The 15,801-nt window shown below is 65.3% G+C and carries 16 protein-coding genes; 5 read left to right on the plus strand and 11 right to left on the minus strand.

The features are described 5' to 3' along the window. The first annotated feature begins 193 nt into the window (after positions 1-193). Positions 194-967: a 5'-methylthioadenosine/adenosylhomocysteine nucleosidase gene (locus tag ABWO90_RS21350; protein ID WP_353193231.1), complete on the plus strand. Its 774-nt coding sequence runs from the start codon at positions 194-196 to the stop codon at positions 965-967. Between the two features lie 134 nt (positions 968-1,101). Then, on the plus strand, positions 1,102-2,241 hold the full coding sequence (locus tag ABWO90_RS21355) for a hypothetical protein (protein WP_353193232.1): 1,140 nt from the start codon (positions 1,102-1,104) through the stop codon (positions 2,239-2,241). A 74-nt stretch (positions 2,242-2,315) separates the two neighbouring features. Here the strand turns inward: ABWO90_RS21355 and ABWO90_RS21360 are convergent, their stop codons facing one another. The 5 genes from ABWO90_RS21360 to edd form a co-directional block, all read right to left on the minus strand. Further along, on the minus strand, positions 2,316-3,647 hold the full coding sequence (locus ABWO90_RS21360; RefSeq protein WP_353193233.1) for a THUMP domain-containing class I SAM-dependent RNA methyltransferase: 1,332 nt from the start codon (positions 3,645-3,647) through the stop codon (positions 2,316-2,318). 49 nt (positions 3,648-3,696) lie between these two features. Then, entirely contained in the window at positions 3,697-4,230 is a 534-nt protein-coding gene (locus ABWO90_RS21365; protein ID WP_353193234.1) for a gluconokinase, read from the minus strand. Between the two features lie 70 nt (positions 4,231-4,300). Further along, positions 4,301-5,656: a GntP family permease gene (locus ABWO90_RS21370; RefSeq protein ID WP_353193235.1), complete on the minus strand. Its 1,356-nt coding sequence runs from the start codon at positions 5,654-5,656 to the stop codon at positions 4,301-4,303. Positions 5,657-5,766: 110 nt separating this feature from the next. Continuing rightward, the gene (gene eda, locus ABWO90_RS21375) at positions 5,767-6,393 is read right to left on the minus strand and encodes a bifunctional 4-hydroxy-2-oxoglutarate aldolase/2-dehydro-3-deoxy-phosphogluconate aldolase (RefSeq protein ID WP_353193236.1); all 627 of its coding nucleotides are present in this window, start codon (positions 6,391-6,393) and stop codon (positions 5,767-5,769) included. A gap of 36 nt (positions 6,394-6,429) precedes the next feature. Continuing rightward, positions 6,430-8,265: a phosphogluconate dehydratase gene (edd, locus tag ABWO90_RS21380; RefSeq protein WP_353193237.1), complete on the minus strand. Its 1,836-nt coding sequence runs from the start codon at positions 8,263-8,265 to the stop codon at positions 6,430-6,432. A gap of 409 nt (positions 8,266-8,674) precedes the next feature. On the opposite strand from edd, the gene ABWO90_RS21385 reads away from it, so the two are divergent. Next, positions 8,675-9,520, plus strand: a complete 846-nt coding sequence (locus tag ABWO90_RS21385; RefSeq protein ID WP_353193238.1) for a MurR/RpiR family transcriptional regulator — start codon at positions 8,675-8,677, stop codon at positions 9,518-9,520. 76 nt (positions 9,521-9,596) lie between these two features. Here ABWO90_RS21385 and ABWO90_RS21390 read toward each other — a convergent pair whose 3' ends face one another. The 6 genes from ABWO90_RS21390 to ABWO90_RS21415 form a co-directional block, all read right to left on the minus strand. Further along, entirely contained in the window at positions 9,597-9,995 is a 399-nt protein-coding gene (locus ABWO90_RS21390) for a MarR family winged helix-turn-helix transcriptional regulator (protein ID WP_353193239.1), read from the minus strand. A gap of 106 nt (positions 9,996-10,101) precedes the next feature. Beyond that, positions 10,102-10,491, minus strand: coding sequence for a DMT family transporter (locus ABWO90_RS21395; RefSeq protein WP_353193240.1), 390 nt, complete (start codon positions 10,489-10,491; stop codon positions 10,102-10,104). A 58-nt stretch (positions 10,492-10,549) separates the two neighbouring features. Continuing rightward, positions 10,550-10,870 (minus strand): DMT family transporter, encoded by a 321-nt coding sequence (locus ABWO90_RS21400; RefSeq protein WP_353193241.1) that lies wholly within the window; start codon positions 10,868-10,870, stop codon positions 10,550-10,552. 618 nt (positions 10,871-11,488) lie between these two features. After that, on the minus strand, positions 11,489-12,469 hold the full coding sequence (locus ABWO90_RS21405) for an NAD(P)-dependent oxidoreductase (RefSeq protein WP_353193242.1): 981 nt from the start codon (positions 12,467-12,469) through the stop codon (positions 11,489-11,491). 96 nt (positions 12,470-12,565) lie between these two features. Continuing rightward, positions 12,566-13,180: a 2-hydroxychromene-2-carboxylate isomerase gene (locus ABWO90_RS21410; protein WP_353193243.1), complete on the minus strand. Its 615-nt coding sequence runs from the start codon at positions 13,178-13,180 to the stop codon at positions 12,566-12,568. Positions 13,181-13,297: 117 nt separating this feature from the next. Beyond that, the gene (locus ABWO90_RS21415) at positions 13,298-13,714 is read right to left on the minus strand and encodes a CopD family protein (RefSeq protein ID WP_023597487.1); all 417 of its coding nucleotides are present in this window, start codon (positions 13,712-13,714) and stop codon (positions 13,298-13,300) included. Between the two features lie 418 nt (positions 13,715-14,132). On the opposite strand from ABWO90_RS21415, the gene ruvC reads away from it, so the two are divergent. Both ruvC and ruvB read left to right on the plus strand, forming a co-directional pair. Continuing rightward, entirely contained in the window at positions 14,133-14,675 is a 543-nt protein-coding gene (ruvC, locus tag ABWO90_RS21420) for a crossover junction endodeoxyribonuclease RuvC (protein WP_353193244.1), read from the plus strand. A 48-nt stretch (positions 14,676-14,723) separates the two neighbouring features. After that, positions 14,724-15,794 (plus strand): Holliday junction branch migration DNA helicase RuvB, encoded by a 1,071-nt coding sequence (ruvB, locus tag ABWO90_RS21425; RefSeq protein ID WP_353193245.1) that lies wholly within the window; start codon positions 14,724-14,726, stop codon positions 15,792-15,794. Positions 15,795-15,801: the final 7 nt, after the last annotated feature.

Here is a 15,801-nt window from a genome sequence, read left to right on the forward strand (position 1 = left end):
TCTATCTCGACAAGACGATGATGGTGTTCGGCGACGCGAAGAAGGTCGTCGAAGAGATGGTCAAGGCCGTCGAGTAACCGACGCGTCGACGCGAGTCGACCCTCCCCCGGCCTGCGCGGCCGGGCATGACGCGGGGCTGCCAAGGCAGCCCCGCGCTACAATGCGCGCTTCTTATCGCCTCCGGAACTGCGCCATGAACCGCGCCACGACGCTCGGCATTGTCGCCGCCCTGCACGAAGAAATCGCCGATCTGCTCACTGAGATGGCGCCGGGCGCTCGCGTCGAACACATCGGCATGCGCGACTATTACGTCGGCAGCCTGTACGGGCACGACTGCGTCATTGTGCTGGCACGCGTGGGCAAGGTTGCGGCGGCGGCCACCACCGCGGCACTGATTCACCGGTTCAACGTCGACGAGATCGTGTTTACCGGCGTGGCGGGCGGCCTCGCCCACGGACTGTCGGTCGGCGACGTCGTCGTGGCCGACACGCTGGTGCAGCACGACATGGATGCCAGCCCCATCTTTCCCCGCTTCGAGATCCCGCTGCTCGGCCGTGTCTCGTTCGACGCCGAAGCCGTCCTGCGCGATGCGCTCGCGCAAGCCGCGCGCGAGTGGCTGATGAACGACATGCCCGACGAAGTGCCCGCAGCCCTGCGCACCGAATGGCATATGAGCGCGCCGCGCGTGCATGTCGGGCAGATCGCCAGCGGCGACCGGTTCGTCTCCAGCGCTGTCGAAGTCACCCGTCTGCGCGACGCGCTTGCGCAAACCCTTGCCGTGGAAATGGAAGGCGCCGCCGTAGCGCAGGTCTGCCATGAATATGGCGTTCCGTTCGCGGTGATGCGCACCCTCTCCGATGCCGCCGACGACGATGCGCATGTCGACTTCCCGCGCTTTCTGCGCGAGGTGGCCAGCCACTATTCACACGGCATCCTGCGCCGCTTCCTGCTGGCGCGTCGCGCTTAGGCCGACGCCACTGCGGCGCGCCGTCTCGCCCCGACGCGTCTGCGTTTCGAAAACTTCCCCGGGCAAACTCGACATCCTGCGTGTGAATCCGTCACGACAATGCGGGTTCCGCATTTGTCCGCAGGAGTTCGTCGATGCCTTTCGAATGTTCCCTCTCCGGTGCCGGTCCGGCAAACGCGCCCGACCTTCCGGGCCTACCGGGCATTGATCCGGTCTATCGCGCCATGAGCTGGCGCGACCTGATCCGGATCCGCACGCTCAGCCCCAAGTGCAACGTCACCAAGGCCGTGATTACGCGCGCTGCCGAGCATCCGGAGAGCGCACTCGCGCAGGAGCTCGCCCCCTATATCGGCAAGACGCTCACGGGTGCGCCCTCGCGTACCCCGCAGCAGATCATGGCGCTACAGCGTGTGGCCGTGCTCGAGAATCATGAAGTCACCATCGATGCCCTGCGCGACACGGGTCTGCCGCTCGAGATCGCCGTCGATCTGATGTGTCGGCTGCTGGCGCACCCGTCCGCATGGAGCATCGCCGACCGTCTGATGGCGACGCCAACGCTCGACAAATGGGCCCACACCGTCATGCATCGCAGCAGCGATGCCGGGGAAACGCATGTGGCCGACGACATCCTGACGTTGCGCGTGCTGCAGGCATTCGGTCACGACGTGGCCACGCCGTGGTCGTTCGACCTGACGAACAAATGGGTGTACTTCTACAACGCCACGCCGGGCGACACGCACAACCTCACGCGACTGCTCGATATCGCAACGATCGACCGGACGGACGATCTTCGATTGCGCCATGTCTGCCGAAAGGCGTATCAGGCGATCGCGCACACCCACCTCGGTGTCGGAGACAGCCTTTGGCCGCACTGGGCAAGGAATGGCAATCTCTGGGAAATCCAGCCTACGTCCCACGGCGGCACGCGTCACGGCTTTATCGTGGCGCATCACGGCGTGACGTGCGAGACCGAGCGATGGCTGCGAAGCGTCACGCCGACCGGCTGCCTGCTCGTCTCCGGATGCGCGCCGCGCCTCGGTCCCGGGCACGAGAGCGACCTGTCCGATCCCGAAAACTTCGTGGGGGCACCCGCTCGCCCACGCATTGCGCCGGACGTGCTGCGCAGACGTCGGGACGCCGTCGCGGCACACCGGCGCGCGACGGCGCGGGCGCGCTTGCCGCCACTGCCCCTGGCACAACTTCGACCGGAACCGGTGGCCCCCGAGGCGCCCGCTACGCCCGGCGAGGCCACACGACCGGACAACACGCCCTGACCCGGCGCCCACAATGCAAAAGACCGGCCAATGGCCGGTCTTTTTTCACAGGGCGTCGAACGTCGACGACCCGCTTACGCCTGCGGCGCGCCGTCGTCCTGACCGGCTTGCGTGTCCGCACGTTGCTCGCCGCCCTCGCGCTTGCGCACGGAACCCGCGATCAGATCGAAGCGGAACAGACGGCATTCGAGCGCACCGTTGTACAGCGGCGTGCGACGCGATTCGCGCAAACGCATCTGCCCCGGCAGACTCATGTCCGCAGTCAGCAGGAATGCGCTCCAGCCGGTAAAGCGCTGCTTGAGCGCGTCGCCGAACGCACGGAAAAACGCGGCGTCGACGCCGTCGGGTTGATTGCGCTGGAAACCTCCGCGATTGCCCTGCACATCGGGAGAATAGCCATCGTCGGCATCGCGCGGCGCGCGGCGGCCACGCACCTCGATACGCTCACCGTAGGGCGGATTCGCGACAATGATGCCCGGCCGATCGATCGGCGGCGACATGTCGCGGGCATCCACCTGCTTGAGGCCGATGTCGCCCACGCCGGCGCGTTCCAGATTGGCGCGGGCCTTGACCAGCATGTCGCCCGAAATATCGCTGCCGAAGATTGTCGACGGCACACCGCGCACGCGTGCATCGCGCTGGGCGTCCATCGCCTGCACCTTCAACGTCTGCCAGGCGGTGACGTCGTACCCCTTGAGCTTCTCGAAGCCGAAGCGACGCCCGGCACCGGCGGGCACGCCTTGCGCGATCTGGGCGGCTTCCGCGAGGAAGGTGCCGCTGCCGCACATCGGGTCGTACAGCACCATGTCGGCGGCCGTGTCCGCGCGCCAGCCTGCCAGACGCAGGATGCCTGCCGCCAGATTCTCGCGCAACGGGGCCGCGCCCTTGTCCAGACGCCAGCCGCGCTTGAACAGCGGTTCACCGGAGGTGTCGAGGTACAGGGTGGCGTCAGTGGCGGTCAGGAACGCGAACACGCGCACATCAGGCTGCATCGTGTCGATGTTCGGACGCGCACCGGTCTTCTCGCGCAGCCGGTCGCACACGGCGTCCTTGACGCGCAGCGTGACGAATTCGAGGCTGCGCACCGGCGCCTTGATGCCCGTGACGTCCACGCGCAGCGTCTGCTGATAGCCGAACCAGTCTTCCCAGCGCTGCGCCAGCGCAAAGGCGTAGATGTCCTGCTCGGTGCGGTAGCCTTGCTGCGCCACGCGCAGCAGCACACGACTCGCAATGCGCGAATGCAGGTTGGCGGCCATACCGGCTGCCCACGGACCGGCAAAATGCACGCCACCGGGCACCTGTTTACCGACAGACACCGGCGCCAGGCGGCCCAGCTCGGCAAGCTCTGTGGCAAGCGCCTCTTCCAGTCCGCGAGGACAGGGCGCGAAGAATTCGAAGGAAGCCATTTCGATGCGTACGGCCGGCACATGACGTGCCGGCGGAGGGAATAAAACGCTATTGTACGCGCGCTGCGCCAGCCGCCATCAACGGCACGCCGCCCGGGCAGGCGGCGAGTTTGTGCAGCAGCATTTCCACGATGGCGTCGGGCGATTCGCGGATGTCGATCACCAGCGCGTCGCGCGGCTCTTCGAGCGTATCGAACTGGCTTTGCAGCAGTGCCGGGTCGAAGAAATGGCCCGAGCGCGACGCAAGCCGCTCGCCGATCACCTCGGGCGCGCCTTTCAGATAGACGAACACCACATCGCCGTCGTGCTCGCCGAGCACGTCGCGATAACGCGAGCGCAGCGCCGAGCAGGCGAACACGTGATGACGCCCCGCCAGACGGCGCGCGACGATGGCTTCGCGAATCGACGCGAGCCAGGGCGCGCGGTCGTTGTCGTTGAGCGCTTCACCGCGCCGCATCTTCTCGATGTTCGCGGCGCTGTGAAACGAATCCGCGTCGGAAAACCCGCAGCCCAGCCGGTCGGCCAGCATCTGCCCGACCGTGCTCTTGCCGCTGCCCGATACGCCCATCACCACGACGATCATGGCTCGTCTCCTTGTCACCTGCCGACTTGCGTCGGCGTGTTGCCGGTGTTGCTCGCCCTGCATCGCGACCTCAGACCACCGTCGCGAGGCCGAGCGTGAACAGCAACGCCACTACCGAAATGATCGTTTCGCAAACCGTCCAGGTCTTGAAGGTCTGCGGCACGGTCATGTTGAAATATTCCTTCACCAGCCAGAAGCCACCGTCGTTCACGTGCGACAGGATCAGCGACCCTGCGCCGGTCGCGAGCACCATGAGTTCCGGCTTGACGGTCGAACCGGCGGCCGCCGCGATCGGGGCGACGATACCGCACGCCGTCGTCATGGCTACCGTGGCCGAGCCTGTGGCGATACGGATCAGCACGGCCACCAGCCAGCCCAGCAGCAGCGGCGAGAGGTGCGCGTTGTTGGCCAGGTCGACGATCGCCTTCGACACGCCGCTATCCATCAGGATACGCCCGAAACCGCCACCCGCCCCCACCACCAGCGTGATCGTGGCGATCGGCGCCAGACACTCGTTGGTGAACTTCAGGATCTGGTCGCGGTTGAAGCCGCGTTGCTTGCCGAACGTGAAGAAGCTCACGAGCGTGGCGATAAGCAGCGCCATGACTGAATTGCCGATCAGACGCAGGAAATCGTTGGCGAACGTCTTCGGTGCGAAGAACAGGTCCGCCCAGCTGCCGAGCAGCATCAGAATGACCGGCAGCAGAATCGTGAACAGCGTGATGCCGAAGCCCGGCAGCTTGTCCAGCGGACGGTCGCTGTCGACGAATTGGGCCAGCAGGGGATTGTCCGGATTGGGCACCACGTAACGCGTCATGAGCTTCGCGAACAGCGGGCCGGCAATGGCAGCGGTCGGAATGCCCACGATCAGCGCGTACATGATGGTATGACCGATGTCGGCGTTATAGGCCGTCACGGCCAGCAGCGCCGCCGGGTGCGGCGGAATCAGGCCGTGCACGACCGACAGACCCGCGACCATCGGCAGGCCGACGAGGATCATCGACGTGCCGGTGCGTTTGGCCACGTTGAAGGCAATCGGAATCAGCAGCACGAAACCGACTTCGAAGAACACCGGCAAACCGACGATGAAGGCGATCACGACCATCGCCCAGTGCACGTTCTTCTCACCGAAGAAGCCGATCAGCGTGCGCGCAATGCGCTCCGCGCCGCCCGACTCGGCCATCATCTTGCCGAGCATCGTGCCAAGCCCCACCACGAGCGCGATGTGCCCCAGCGTATTGCCCACGCCGGTCTCGAACGCCTTGACGATCCCGCCCATCGGCATGCCCACCGCCAGCCCGAGCACGAGCGAGACGACGATCAGCGTGATGAACGGATTCAGTTTGAAGCGCGCGATCAGCAAGATCAGCGCGATTACCGCGACAAGCGCGTACACCAGCAGCAAGTTGCCTTGCACCGCGACCATGGGGGTCTCCTCGTTTGGCTAGTTGGGCGGATGCCCGATGGGCTTGCGCCCGTTTATTGGAATCCTGCTTCCTGTTATTCGATGCAACCGGTATTGCCTTTGATCGGCGATCAGCCGCGCGGCAGTGCGCTGGCAGCGCGCGCCAGACGCGTGATGCCGCCCCAGTCCTTGGCGTCGACGAGCGCCTTGGGGGTGAGCCACGAGCCGCCCACGCACACCACGTTCGGCTGTGCGAGATACGACGGCGCCGACTCGGCGCTGATACCGCCCGTCGGGCAGAACCGCACCTGACGGAACGGGCCGTACAACGCCTTGAGCATGGGCACGCCACCGGACGGTTCGGCCGGGAAGAACTTCACCGTGTCGTAGCCGTCGGCCAGCGCCGTGAGAATGTCGGACGGCGTGACCACGCCCGGCAGCAGCGGCAGACCAGCCGCCTTGGCCGCCGCGCCCAGCGCGCTCGTGTAGCCCGGCGACACGCCGAAGCGCGCGCCTGCCGCAACGGCCTGCGCCATTTCCTCGGGACGCGTGAGCGTACCCACGCCCACGATCAGTTCGTCCGACAGGCCTGCCACGTGACGAATGACCTCCATCGCCGCCGGGGTACGCAGCGTGATCTCGAGCACCCGAACGCCGCCTGCGAGCAGCGCACGCGAGACCTGCTCGCCTTGCTCGATGTTGTCGAACTGGAGCACCGGAACCACGGGGCCGGCACGAACGATGTCATTGATGTCCATTACGTTTTCCTTGAATGCAGCGACGCGCGTGGCGCGTCACTCGGTACCGAAGAACACGGAAGCGCCGGTCTCCGCCGCGCCCACGGCCGCACGCATGTGGCCGAAGAGCACTCGCCCGGTGTCGTCGCCCGAGGGCGTGACGGGTGCGGGCTCGCGCGCCAACCAGTCCTGCGTGGACACGTCGGCATGCAGTACGCCGACGTTGGCGTCGAGTACGATCGGATCGCCGTCGCGCACGAGGGCAAGCGGACCGCCGCCGGTCGCTTCGGGCGACACGTGAATCACGGCGGGCACCTTGCCCGATGCGCCGGACATCCGGCCGTCGGTCACGAGTGCCACGGCGAACCCTTCGTCCTGCAAGACACCGAGCAGCGGGGTGAGGCGATGCAGCTCGGGCATGCCGTTCGCGCGCGGCCCCTGGCCACGCAACACCACGACCACGTCGCGACGCAGCTCGCCTGCATCGAACGCGGCCTGAACCGCTTCCTGCGAAGTAAATACGCGTGCCGTTGCGGCCACGCGCCGATGTTCCGGCTTGACCGCCGACACCTTGATGACGCCGCGCCCCAGATTGCCTTGCATGAGCCGCAGTCCGCCATCGGGGGCGAACGGCTCGGCATGGCCGCGCAATACGTCACGATCACCACTGTAGGCGCTCCCGGCGCGCCACGCCAGCCCTTCGGGCGAGAGCCACGGCTCGGCGCGGTAGCGCGCCAGGCCCGGACCGGCCACGGTTTTCACGTCAGCGTGCAGCAGGCCCGCGTCGAGCAATTCGCCGATCAGGAACCCCATGCCGCCTGCGGCGTGGAAGTGGTTCACATCGGCCTTGCCGTTCGGGTAGACGCGCGCCATGAGCGGCACCACGGCCGACAGCGCGTCGAAGTCGTCCCAGTCGATGACGATGCCCGCCGCCCGGGCCATCGCCACGAGATGCAGCGTGTGATTGGTCGAGCCGCCCGTGGCCAGCAGGCCGACGATGCCGTTGACGACCGCGCGCTCGTCGACCACGTGGCCGATGGGCGTGTACTCGGCGGTATCCGCGCCGATGGCGAGCACGCGCCCGAGCGCGGCGTCGGTCAACGCGTCGCGCAACGGGGTGTGCGGATGCACGAAAGCCGCGCCCGGCAGGTGCAGCCCCATGATCTCCATGAGCAACTGATTACTGTTGGCGGTGCCGTAGAACGTGCACGTACCGGCGCTGTGATACGCCTGCGACTCGGCTTCGAGCAGCGCGTCGCGGCCCACCTGACCGGTGGCGTATTGCTGGCGGATCTTCGCCTTGTCGTCGTTCGACAGGCCGCTCGCCATCGGGCCGGCCGGCACGAAGATCGTCGGCAGATGCCCGAACTGCAGCGCACCGATCACGAGACCCGGCACGATCTTGTCGCACACGCCGAGCATGAGCGCCGCGTCGAACATGTTGTGCGAGAGGGCGACTGCCGTGCTCATCGCGATGATCTCGCGCGAGAACAGCGACAGTTCCATGCCCGCGTTGCCCTGCGTCACGCCATCGCACATGGCGGGCACGCCGCCGGCGACCTGTGCCGTGGCACCGAGCTTGCGCGCGGCTTCGCGAAGGCGCGCCGGGTACTGCTCATAGGGCTGGTGTGCCGACAGCATGTCGTTGTAGGCCGTAACGATGCCCACGTTCGGACGCCGTTGCTCGCGCAGCATCAGTTTGTCGTTGGCCGGCATGGCGGCGAAGCCATGGGCCAGATTTGCGCAGGACAGCGCGCCTCGTTGCGGGAAGCGGCCCGCGCTCGCATCGATGCGCGCCAGATAGGCCACACGCGTGTCGCGGCTGCGCGCGGCAATGCGTGCTGTGACAGCCATTACGGCCGGATGCAGGGGCTTCGTTTGCTCAGTCGTCATGCCGATGAGGGGGATTGCAACGCGCCCAGGGCGGGTGCGATTGGGAGCGGAGTTTAGTAGAAATTCTACATCCCATCAATCCAAAAGCCATCACCTACGGGGTTTTACTTAGTAATTTCTTGTGGTTACGGGACTTTATGCCGTATTGAGAAAAGCCAATCCGTAATGTGAAATCCTGATTTTCTGTAGTTTTTGTACAAATCAGCCGGTATCGGTCACATTTCCCAAGGCCGTGCATGCCGCGGCGACAGGGTTTGCGGGTGCTATAGTGGGCGCAAGATGCCGGATTCGCCGCGCGCCCGACCAAAGCGGCGCGCGCGATTGCGGCGATACGGGGAAACGGCGGGGGAAACGGCGCGTGGCGATAGCCTGACGTCTCCCATCCGCCCGCTTTTGTTGGTGCCTGCCAATGCTTAACCGAATTGAAGCCACGCTGACCCAGTTGCGTCCGTCCGAGCGCAAGCTTGCGACCTATGTGCTCGACGCGCCTCGCGAAGTCGTCGACCTGTCGATGAACGAACTCGCCGAACGGGCCAACGTCAGCCAGCCGACGATCGCACGCTTCTGTCAGGCGGTCGGCTGCAGCGGCTATCGCGAGTTCAAGATCCGTCTGGCGCAGGGCATTGCGCAGGGCGTGCCGTTCGTGCACCGCGACGTGCGGCCCGACGAGCCGGTGCCCGGCATTGCCAGCAAGGTGCTCGACCGCACCATCGGCAGCCTGATGCAGGTGCGCAACAACCTCTCTCCCGACAGCATCGGACAGGCGATCGACCTGCTCGCCGGTGCCCGACGCATCGAGTTCTACGGCGCGGGCGCCTCCGGCATTGCCGCACAGGACATGCAGCACAAGTTCTTCCGCCTCGGCGTGCCTGCGGTCGCGTACAACGACCCGCACGTCTATGGCATGTCGGCCGCGCTGCTGGGCGAAGGCGACGTCGTCGTGGCGATCTCGAATACGGGGCGAACCCAGGATCTGCTCGAAGCCGTGCAGCTGGCCCGTGCGGCGGGGGCGAGCGTGATCGCGATCACGCACAGTAACTCGCCGCTCGCGCGTCAGGCGAGCGTGGCGTTGTTTGCCGATGTGGACGAAGACACCGATGTGTACTCGCCACTGACCTCGCGTATCTCGCACCTGGCCATTGGCGACGTGCTGGCCGTCGGCATGGCCCTGCGCCTCGGCGATCGCCTGCCCTCGCAGCTCGCGCGAGCCAAGGAAGTCATCAATCGGCGACGCACTGCCAGCGAAGGGAAGTAACAGGCCCGGGGAGAAAAGAAAAAGGACGAAGCCGATGCTTCGTCCTCTCTCACAATTTCGCGCCGCTGCCAGTCCGTTATTTCTGGCTCAGCAACTTCTGGCCGTCATGCGCCTTGAGCGCGACGTCGAGCGCCTTCTCGAAGTCGGGCTGGGCGCGCCCGAGGGCCGCGCGTCCTTCTTCCGTCAGCACCGTGTACACGCCGCGTTTGTCGTCGGGGCACAGGTCGCGAACGGTGTATCCGGAGCGCTCCAGTCGTTCGACCATCCGCGAGACCGAACTTTGGTTCAGACGCAGATGCGCGGCCAATTCCTGCATGCGCAACTCCGAAGCCGGCGTCCGTGCCAATACTTCCAGCGCGCGGTACTCCGAGAGTCCCAGCCCGTGCTGCGCCTGCAGCATCTTGCCCAAATCGGCCTCGACATTCGCCACGACCTGAATCACCCGGAGCCATGCATCGCTCTTCTTTGACTTCACTGCAAGGCACTCCTCTTGAATACGCGAGCGTTCATTCTCTCATATGCATGCCCATACAAGCAGATCAAGACGCGTGCATGCAGCGATGTCATCCGCGATGACGACCTTACACCGACACCCGAGGCTTGCCGGCCCGCACCGTCACACTGTCGGCAAGTTTCAGCCACACAACACCGCCGATAATGACGGCCAGCCAGAAGGCTTGCACCAGCGTGATCGGCTGATCGAGCAGCACACTGCCGAAGACGGCCGCGCCGACCGATCCGATACCGGCCCACGCGGCGTAGCCAATGCCCACGTCGATGGTCTTGAGGGCGACGCTCAGGGCGTACAACGTCAGCAGGAAAAACACCGCAGCCGCCACCGACCAGCTCAGTACCGAGAAGGCTTTGCTACCGGCCACGCTAAGCGCGTAGCCGATTTCGAAAGCCCCGGCCAGCAGGAGCATGACCCATGCCCGGCCATTGCTGGCGCTGGCTTCTTTGTTGATAGTCATTTTGGAATCCTTATCAATTAAATGACGAATTGACATATGAAAACAGTTTGTCGGGGCTTCATGCAGCGCCGCTAAGTCTCAGACCGACGACACCGACGATCACCAGCGCGATGCCGAGCCCTTTGCTCCAGGTCAGCCGCTGACCGAAGAACAATGCGCCGAGAACAACGACGCCCACACCGGCGATGGAAGTCCAGATCGCGTAGCCCACGCCAACATCGAACGTCAGCAAGGCCAGACTGAGAAAGAGTGTTGCGATGGCGCCGCACACCAGCGTGGCGAGTGTCCAGCCCAGACGGGTAAAGCCTTTTGCGTTGCCTGCGGAGATGGCGACTGCGATTTCGAAGATCACGGCAGCGCCGAGGTAGAGCCAATGCATGATGAATCCCTTTCGTTGATATGCCCTTGCGAGGGCGGTTGAAGAACGATGTTCAGATCCCGTAGGACGAACGCGAAGGTTCCCCCGCCACCTCGACGGCGAGCGGGTTGGCGGTCCGTTGCAGTTCGTTCATGAGAACCCCATTTACTTGCATGTGCATGCATAATAGTGAGCACGAATGCGGTTGTCAATGTATTTGCACGTGCATGAATTTTTATCAGGAAGATAGGTGGCTCAGAACTCGTCCAGACTGAAGGACAAGCCCGCGCGGCATCCACGCGCGACGTCCTGCGGCGCCTGATGGGCAGCCATCAACGCGCAGAAACGGGGGGCAGGAGGCTTCGGGGAGACGTTGGGGGAGACGTTGGGGGAGACGTTGGGGGAGACGTTGGGTGAGCCGGAGGCGAATGGAAGCGCTTCCCTCGGCGACGCGGACCCCGAGCGGAGCGAGGTCGCGCCGTCACGCGACGACTACGCGCCCTTGGGGAAATCGGAATTCGGGGCGACGCGGGCAAGATGTCGCCGTAGCGATCGGGAACGCCAGGCGAGTCTGTCTGCCGCCCACCCGGCAAAACGTGACGACAGACTCAGGCGTTGTCGTCACGTCCTGTCGCGCGATCAGGCTTTTCGCGCTTGCGGATTCACCACGTTTTGCAGCGGCTTGCCAGTCAACGCGGCGATCAGATTGTCTGCTGCGCACGACGCCATGGCATGGCGTGTCTCGTGCGTGGCCGACCCGATATGCGGTAACGCCACCACGTTTTTCATCTTCAGCAACGGCGAATCGACCGACACCGGCTCACGCTCGAACACGTCGAGCCCCGCTGCGCGCAGGTGACCCGACGCGAGCGCATCGATCAACGCGGCTTCGTCGATGACCTTGCCGCGCGCCGCGTTGATGAAGATCGCGCCGCGCTTCATCTGCGCGAACTCCTTCGCACCGATCAAACGCTCCGTCTCTGGCGACAGCGGCACCAGCGTCACCACGAAATCGGCCGCTGCGAGCAGATCCGGCAGTGCCCGATACTCGGCGCCGTAGGCCTTTTCTGCCGCGTCGTTGCGCGAACGATTGCTGTACAGCACCTTCATGCCGAAACCGAGCGCCGCACGACGCGCCACCGCGCCGCCGATGCGCCCCATGCCGACGATGCCGAGTGTCTTGCCCTGCACGTCGGTGCCGAAGTGCGCCTCGCCAAGACTCGCTGTCCAGCCCCCGGCCTTCACCAGTTCCGCAAGCTCGACCACGCGGCGCGCGCTCGCCAGAATCAGGGAAAAGACGGTATCGGCGGTGGTTTCCGTCAACACATCAGGGGTATTCATCAGCACGATGCCCCGACGCGTGAGATCGGGCACGTCGAACTGGTCGTAGCCCACCGAAATGGTGGCCCACGCCTGCAGCTTCGGCGCTGCATCGAGCATCGCAGGTGTCGCGTTCACGCCCACGCCGATGGCGCCCTGCGCACGACTCAGCGCCGCCGTGAATGCCGCACGATTGGCATCGTTCACACCGTCGAATTCCGAGAGCGTGAACGCCTCGGCCAACCGCGCACGCACGTCTGGCGGCACGCCCTTGTACAACACCACTTCCGGACGACTCATCCTGTTCACTCCTGGGGGTTGCCGTTGCCAGCACCCGCAGGCAACGGACGAAATGTTCGATGGCCCACTTTAGGCCCGGGCATTAAGCGCCATACGTCATGCGCCGCGCGCTTCGGCAAATGCGCGCTCGAGGAAGTCGAGACGGTCCTGCCCCCAGTACGGCTGTCCCTCGAAGACATACCAGGGTGCACCGAACACGCCGGCGTTCGCCGCGTCTTCGGTGTTGGCGTCGTAGGCCGCCTGCACGCTCGCGCCGTTCGATGCGGCGAGCAACGACTTGCCGTCGAACTTCAGGCTATCGGCAATGGCTTGCAGCGTGGCGTCGTCGGCAATGTTGCGCTCCTCGGCCCAGAGCGCTTTGGAGATGGCGCCGGTCAGCGCCAGCGCTTTGTCAGTGCCGAGTGCCAACTGCGCGGCGACGATCAGACGTGCCGCAGGATCGCCCGCCACCGGGAAGAACTTCGGCTGCACGTTGAGCGGCACATCGAGATACTTCGACCAGCGCGCCAGTTCGACCAGACGATACGCCTGACGCTGCGGCGGACGCTTGGCCAGCGGCAGACCGCCCGAGCCCGCGAAGATGCGACCGATATCCATCGGCTTGAGCTGGATCTGCACGTCGTAACGGCGCGCCAGTTCGATAAAGCGCGCGTGTCCCATGTAGACATAGGGCGACGGCGGGGCCATAAAGTATTCGCAGGTCAGGCTCACGGCAGACTCCTCTCGACGATTCACGATTGACGGTTGGCGCTCGGATCGGCGCCTGTTTTGCAGCGTTCATTGCGTTGCGACCTAAGCGGCAACGCAGGCATCGGATGCCTGGGACGCTCAGAACGGCTTGACGACGGCAAGGATCACCGCGCCGAGCAATCCCAGCACAGGGAATTCGTTGAAATAGCGATACCAGCGATGCGAATGGGTATTACGACCGGTTTCGAACTTGCGCAGCAAACGGCCGCACGCATGGTGATAACCGAGCAGCAGCACCACGATGAGCAATTTCGCGTGCAGCCAGCCGCCGTGACGGCCAATGCCGTAATACAGCCAGAGGATCAGTCCGAAAGCGAGCGCGGGCACGGCAAGTATCGTCATGAAGCGATACAGCTTGCGCGCCATGAGCAGCAGGCGTTGGGTGGCGGCGGGGTCGCTCTCCATCGCGAGATTGACGAAGATGCGCGGCAGATAGAACAGGCCGGCGAACCATGAAGCGACGAAAACGATGTGAAACGCTTTGATCCAGAGCATCGGGGACAGGCGACCCGCACGCAGGCCGTCGAATATTTTGAACAGCAAGCAATGTACAACAATCCGCCGCATCGCGAAGCGCAGTGCGCCGCGCGCCCGGCGGCACGGCCTGCGGCAAATCGACGCGATCGGCAGGCGCTGAGCCGGCGGCGTCTCGGCGAATGAAACGGCGCGCTTCGATGGCGACCGGATACGCCGACGATGTCGTGGCGCGCAAGGTCGCGCGACGATAACGGATCACGGCGGGAATCACGGCGAGAAGCACGGCGGGAATCAGGGCAGGAATCACGGCGAGAGGCGCGGCGGGAAGCGCGGCGGGAAGCACGGCGGCGACGCCTGCGCGCGGCTGTGCCAGAATACGGGCCATATTGGCTTCTTTGCCTGCATCGGCGTCACACGCCGGTCATGGGCCCAGCGCATGAGAATTCTTGGCATCGACCCCGGGCTGCGTGTCACCGGCTTCGGCGTGCTCGAAAAGCACGGCAATCGTCTGCAATATGTGACGAGCGGCGTCATTCGCACCGGCGAAGGCACCCTGCCCGCACGGCTGCGCATCATCTTCGAAAGCGTGGCGGAACTGGTCGACACCTACCGTCCCGATCAGGCGGCCATCGAAAAGGTGTTCGTGAACGTCAACCCGCAATCGACGCTATTGCTCGGTCAGGCCCGCGGCGCCGCCATCACCGCGTTGTCGGTCGGCGGGCTCGAGGTCTTCGAATACACGCCGATGCAGCTCAAGCAGGCCGTGGTCGGTTACGGGCGCGCCCGCAAGGAGCAGGTGCAGGAGATGGTCACACGCCTGCTCACACTCTCGGGCACGCCGGGCAAGGACGCCTCCGACGCCCTCGGCGTGGCCATTTGCCATGCCCACAGCGGCGAGACCTTCTCGGCACTGGCCGAAGTCTCCCCCACGCTCGCGGCCAAGGGCCTGCGCGTGCGGCGCGGACGGCTGGTCGGATAAGCGCCGCCGGGCCCGGGCAAGCAACGTCCGAAGCGCTACAATGCAGCCATGATCGAAACCGACAAACTCGCCGCCGAGCGCATCATTGCGCCGACCCCGGCCTCGCCCAACGAAGAAGCCTTCGAGCGCGCATTGCGCCCCAAGCTGCTCGACGAATACGTCGGTCAGCGCAAGGTGCGCGAGCAGCTCGAGATTTTCATCGAGGCGGCCCGCAAACGCTCGGAACCGCTCGACCACGTGCTGCTGTTCGGGCCGCCCGGGCTGGGCAAGACGACGCTCGCGCACATCATCGCCCGCGAAATGGGCGTGCATCTGCGCCAGACCTCTGGCCCCGTACTGGAGCGCCCGGGCGATCTCGCCGCACTGCTGACCAACCTCGAAGCCAACGACGTCCTGTTCATCGACGAAATCCACCGGCTCTCGCCGGTCGTCGAGGAAATCCTGTACCCGGCGCTCGAGGACTATCAGATCGACATCATGATCGGCGAGGGTCCCGCGGCCCGCAGCGTCAAGCTCGATCTGCAGCCGTTCACGCTCGTGGGAGCCACCACCCGCGCGGGCATGCTGACCAACCCGTTGCGTGACCGCTTCGGTATCGTCGCGCGTCTGGAGTTCTACACCGCCGAAGAGCTGTCGGGCATCGTACGGCGCTCGGCCGGGCTGCTCGGCGCGGTCATTGCCGACGACGGCGCGTTTGAAATTGCCCGCCGTGCACGCGGCACGCCGCGTATCGCCAACCGGTTGCTGCGGCGCGTGCGCGACTACGCCGAAGTGAAAGCCGACGGGCGGATCACCGCCGCCGTGGCCGATGCCGCGCTGTCGATGCTCGACGTCGATCCGGTCGGTTTCGACGTGATGGACCGCAAGCTGCTCGAAGCCGTGCTGCACAAGTTCGACGGCGGCCCGGTCGGTGTGGACAACCTCGCCGCCGCAATCGGCGAAGAGCGCGACACCATCGAAGACGTGATCGAGCCGTACCTGATCCAGCAGGGGTTCCTGCAACGCACCCCGCGCGGGCGCGTTGCGACACTGGCCGCATACCGCCACTTCGGACTCGCCGCGCCGGGCAGCACGCCGGACAGCGGCTCGCTCTGGTCGCCTGACGGCGCCGGCAAGTGACGCACGG

It is taken from the genome of Pandoraea pnomenusa, from assembly GCF_040391475.1.
Lineage (GTDB): Bacteria > Pseudomonadota > Gammaproteobacteria > Burkholderiales > Burkholderiaceae > Pandoraea > Pandoraea pnomenusa_C.

Excerpts from the sequence above, each read along its gene's own strand:
- ABWO90_RS21400 (WP_353193241.1), bottom strand. The coding sequence starts at position 10,870 with ATGCATTGGCTCTACCTCGGCGCTGCCGTGATCTTCGAAATCGCAGTC.
- ABWO90_RS21370 (WP_353193235.1), bottom strand. The coding sequence starts at position 5,656 with ATGGTCGCGGTGCAAGGCAACTTGCTGCTGGTGTACGCGCTTGTCGCG.
- eda (WP_353193236.1), bottom strand. The coding sequence starts at position 6,393 with ATGGACATCAATGACATCGTTCGTGCCGGCCCCGTGGTTCCGGTGCTC.
- edd (WP_353193237.1), bottom strand. The coding sequence starts at position 8,265 with ATGACGACTGAGCAAACGAAGCCCCTGCATCCGGCCGTAATGGCTGTC.
- ruvB (WP_353193245.1), top strand. The coding sequence starts at position 14,724 with ATGATCGAAACCGACAAACTCGCCGCCGAGCGCATCATTGCGCCGACC.
- ABWO90_RS21350 (WP_353193231.1), top strand. The coding sequence starts at position 194 with ATGAACCGCGCCACGACGCTCGGCATTGTCGCCGCCCTGCACGAAGAA.
- ABWO90_RS21365 (WP_353193234.1), bottom strand. The coding sequence starts at position 4,230 with ATGATCGTCGTGGTGATGGGCGTATCGGGCAGCGGCAAGAGCACGGTC.
- ABWO90_RS21355 (WP_353193232.1), top strand. The coding sequence starts at position 1,102 with ATGCCTTTCGAATGTTCCCTCTCCGGTGCCGGTCCGGCAAACGCGCCC.
- ABWO90_RS21405 (WP_353193242.1), bottom strand. The coding sequence starts at position 12,469 with ATGAGTCGTCCGGAAGTGGTGTTGTACAAGGGCGTGCCGCCAGACGTG.
- ABWO90_RS21415 (WP_023597487.1), bottom strand. The coding sequence starts at position 13,714 with ATGCTCTGGATCAAAGCGTTTCACATCGTTTTCGTCGCTTCATGGTTC.
- ABWO90_RS21385 (WP_353193238.1), top strand. The coding sequence starts at position 8,675 with ATGCTTAACCGAATTGAAGCCACGCTGACCCAGTTGCGTCCGTCCGAG.
- ruvC (WP_353193244.1), top strand. The coding sequence starts at position 14,133 with ATGAGAATTCTTGGCATCGACCCCGGGCTGCGTGTCACCGGCTTCGGC.
- ABWO90_RS21360 (WP_353193233.1), bottom strand. The coding sequence starts at position 3,647 with ATGGCTTCCTTCGAATTCTTCGCGCCCTGTCCTCGCGGACTGGAAGAG.
- ABWO90_RS21395 (WP_353193240.1), bottom strand. The coding sequence starts at position 10,491 with ATGACTATCAACAAAGAAGCCAGCGCCAGCAATGGCCGGGCATGGGTC.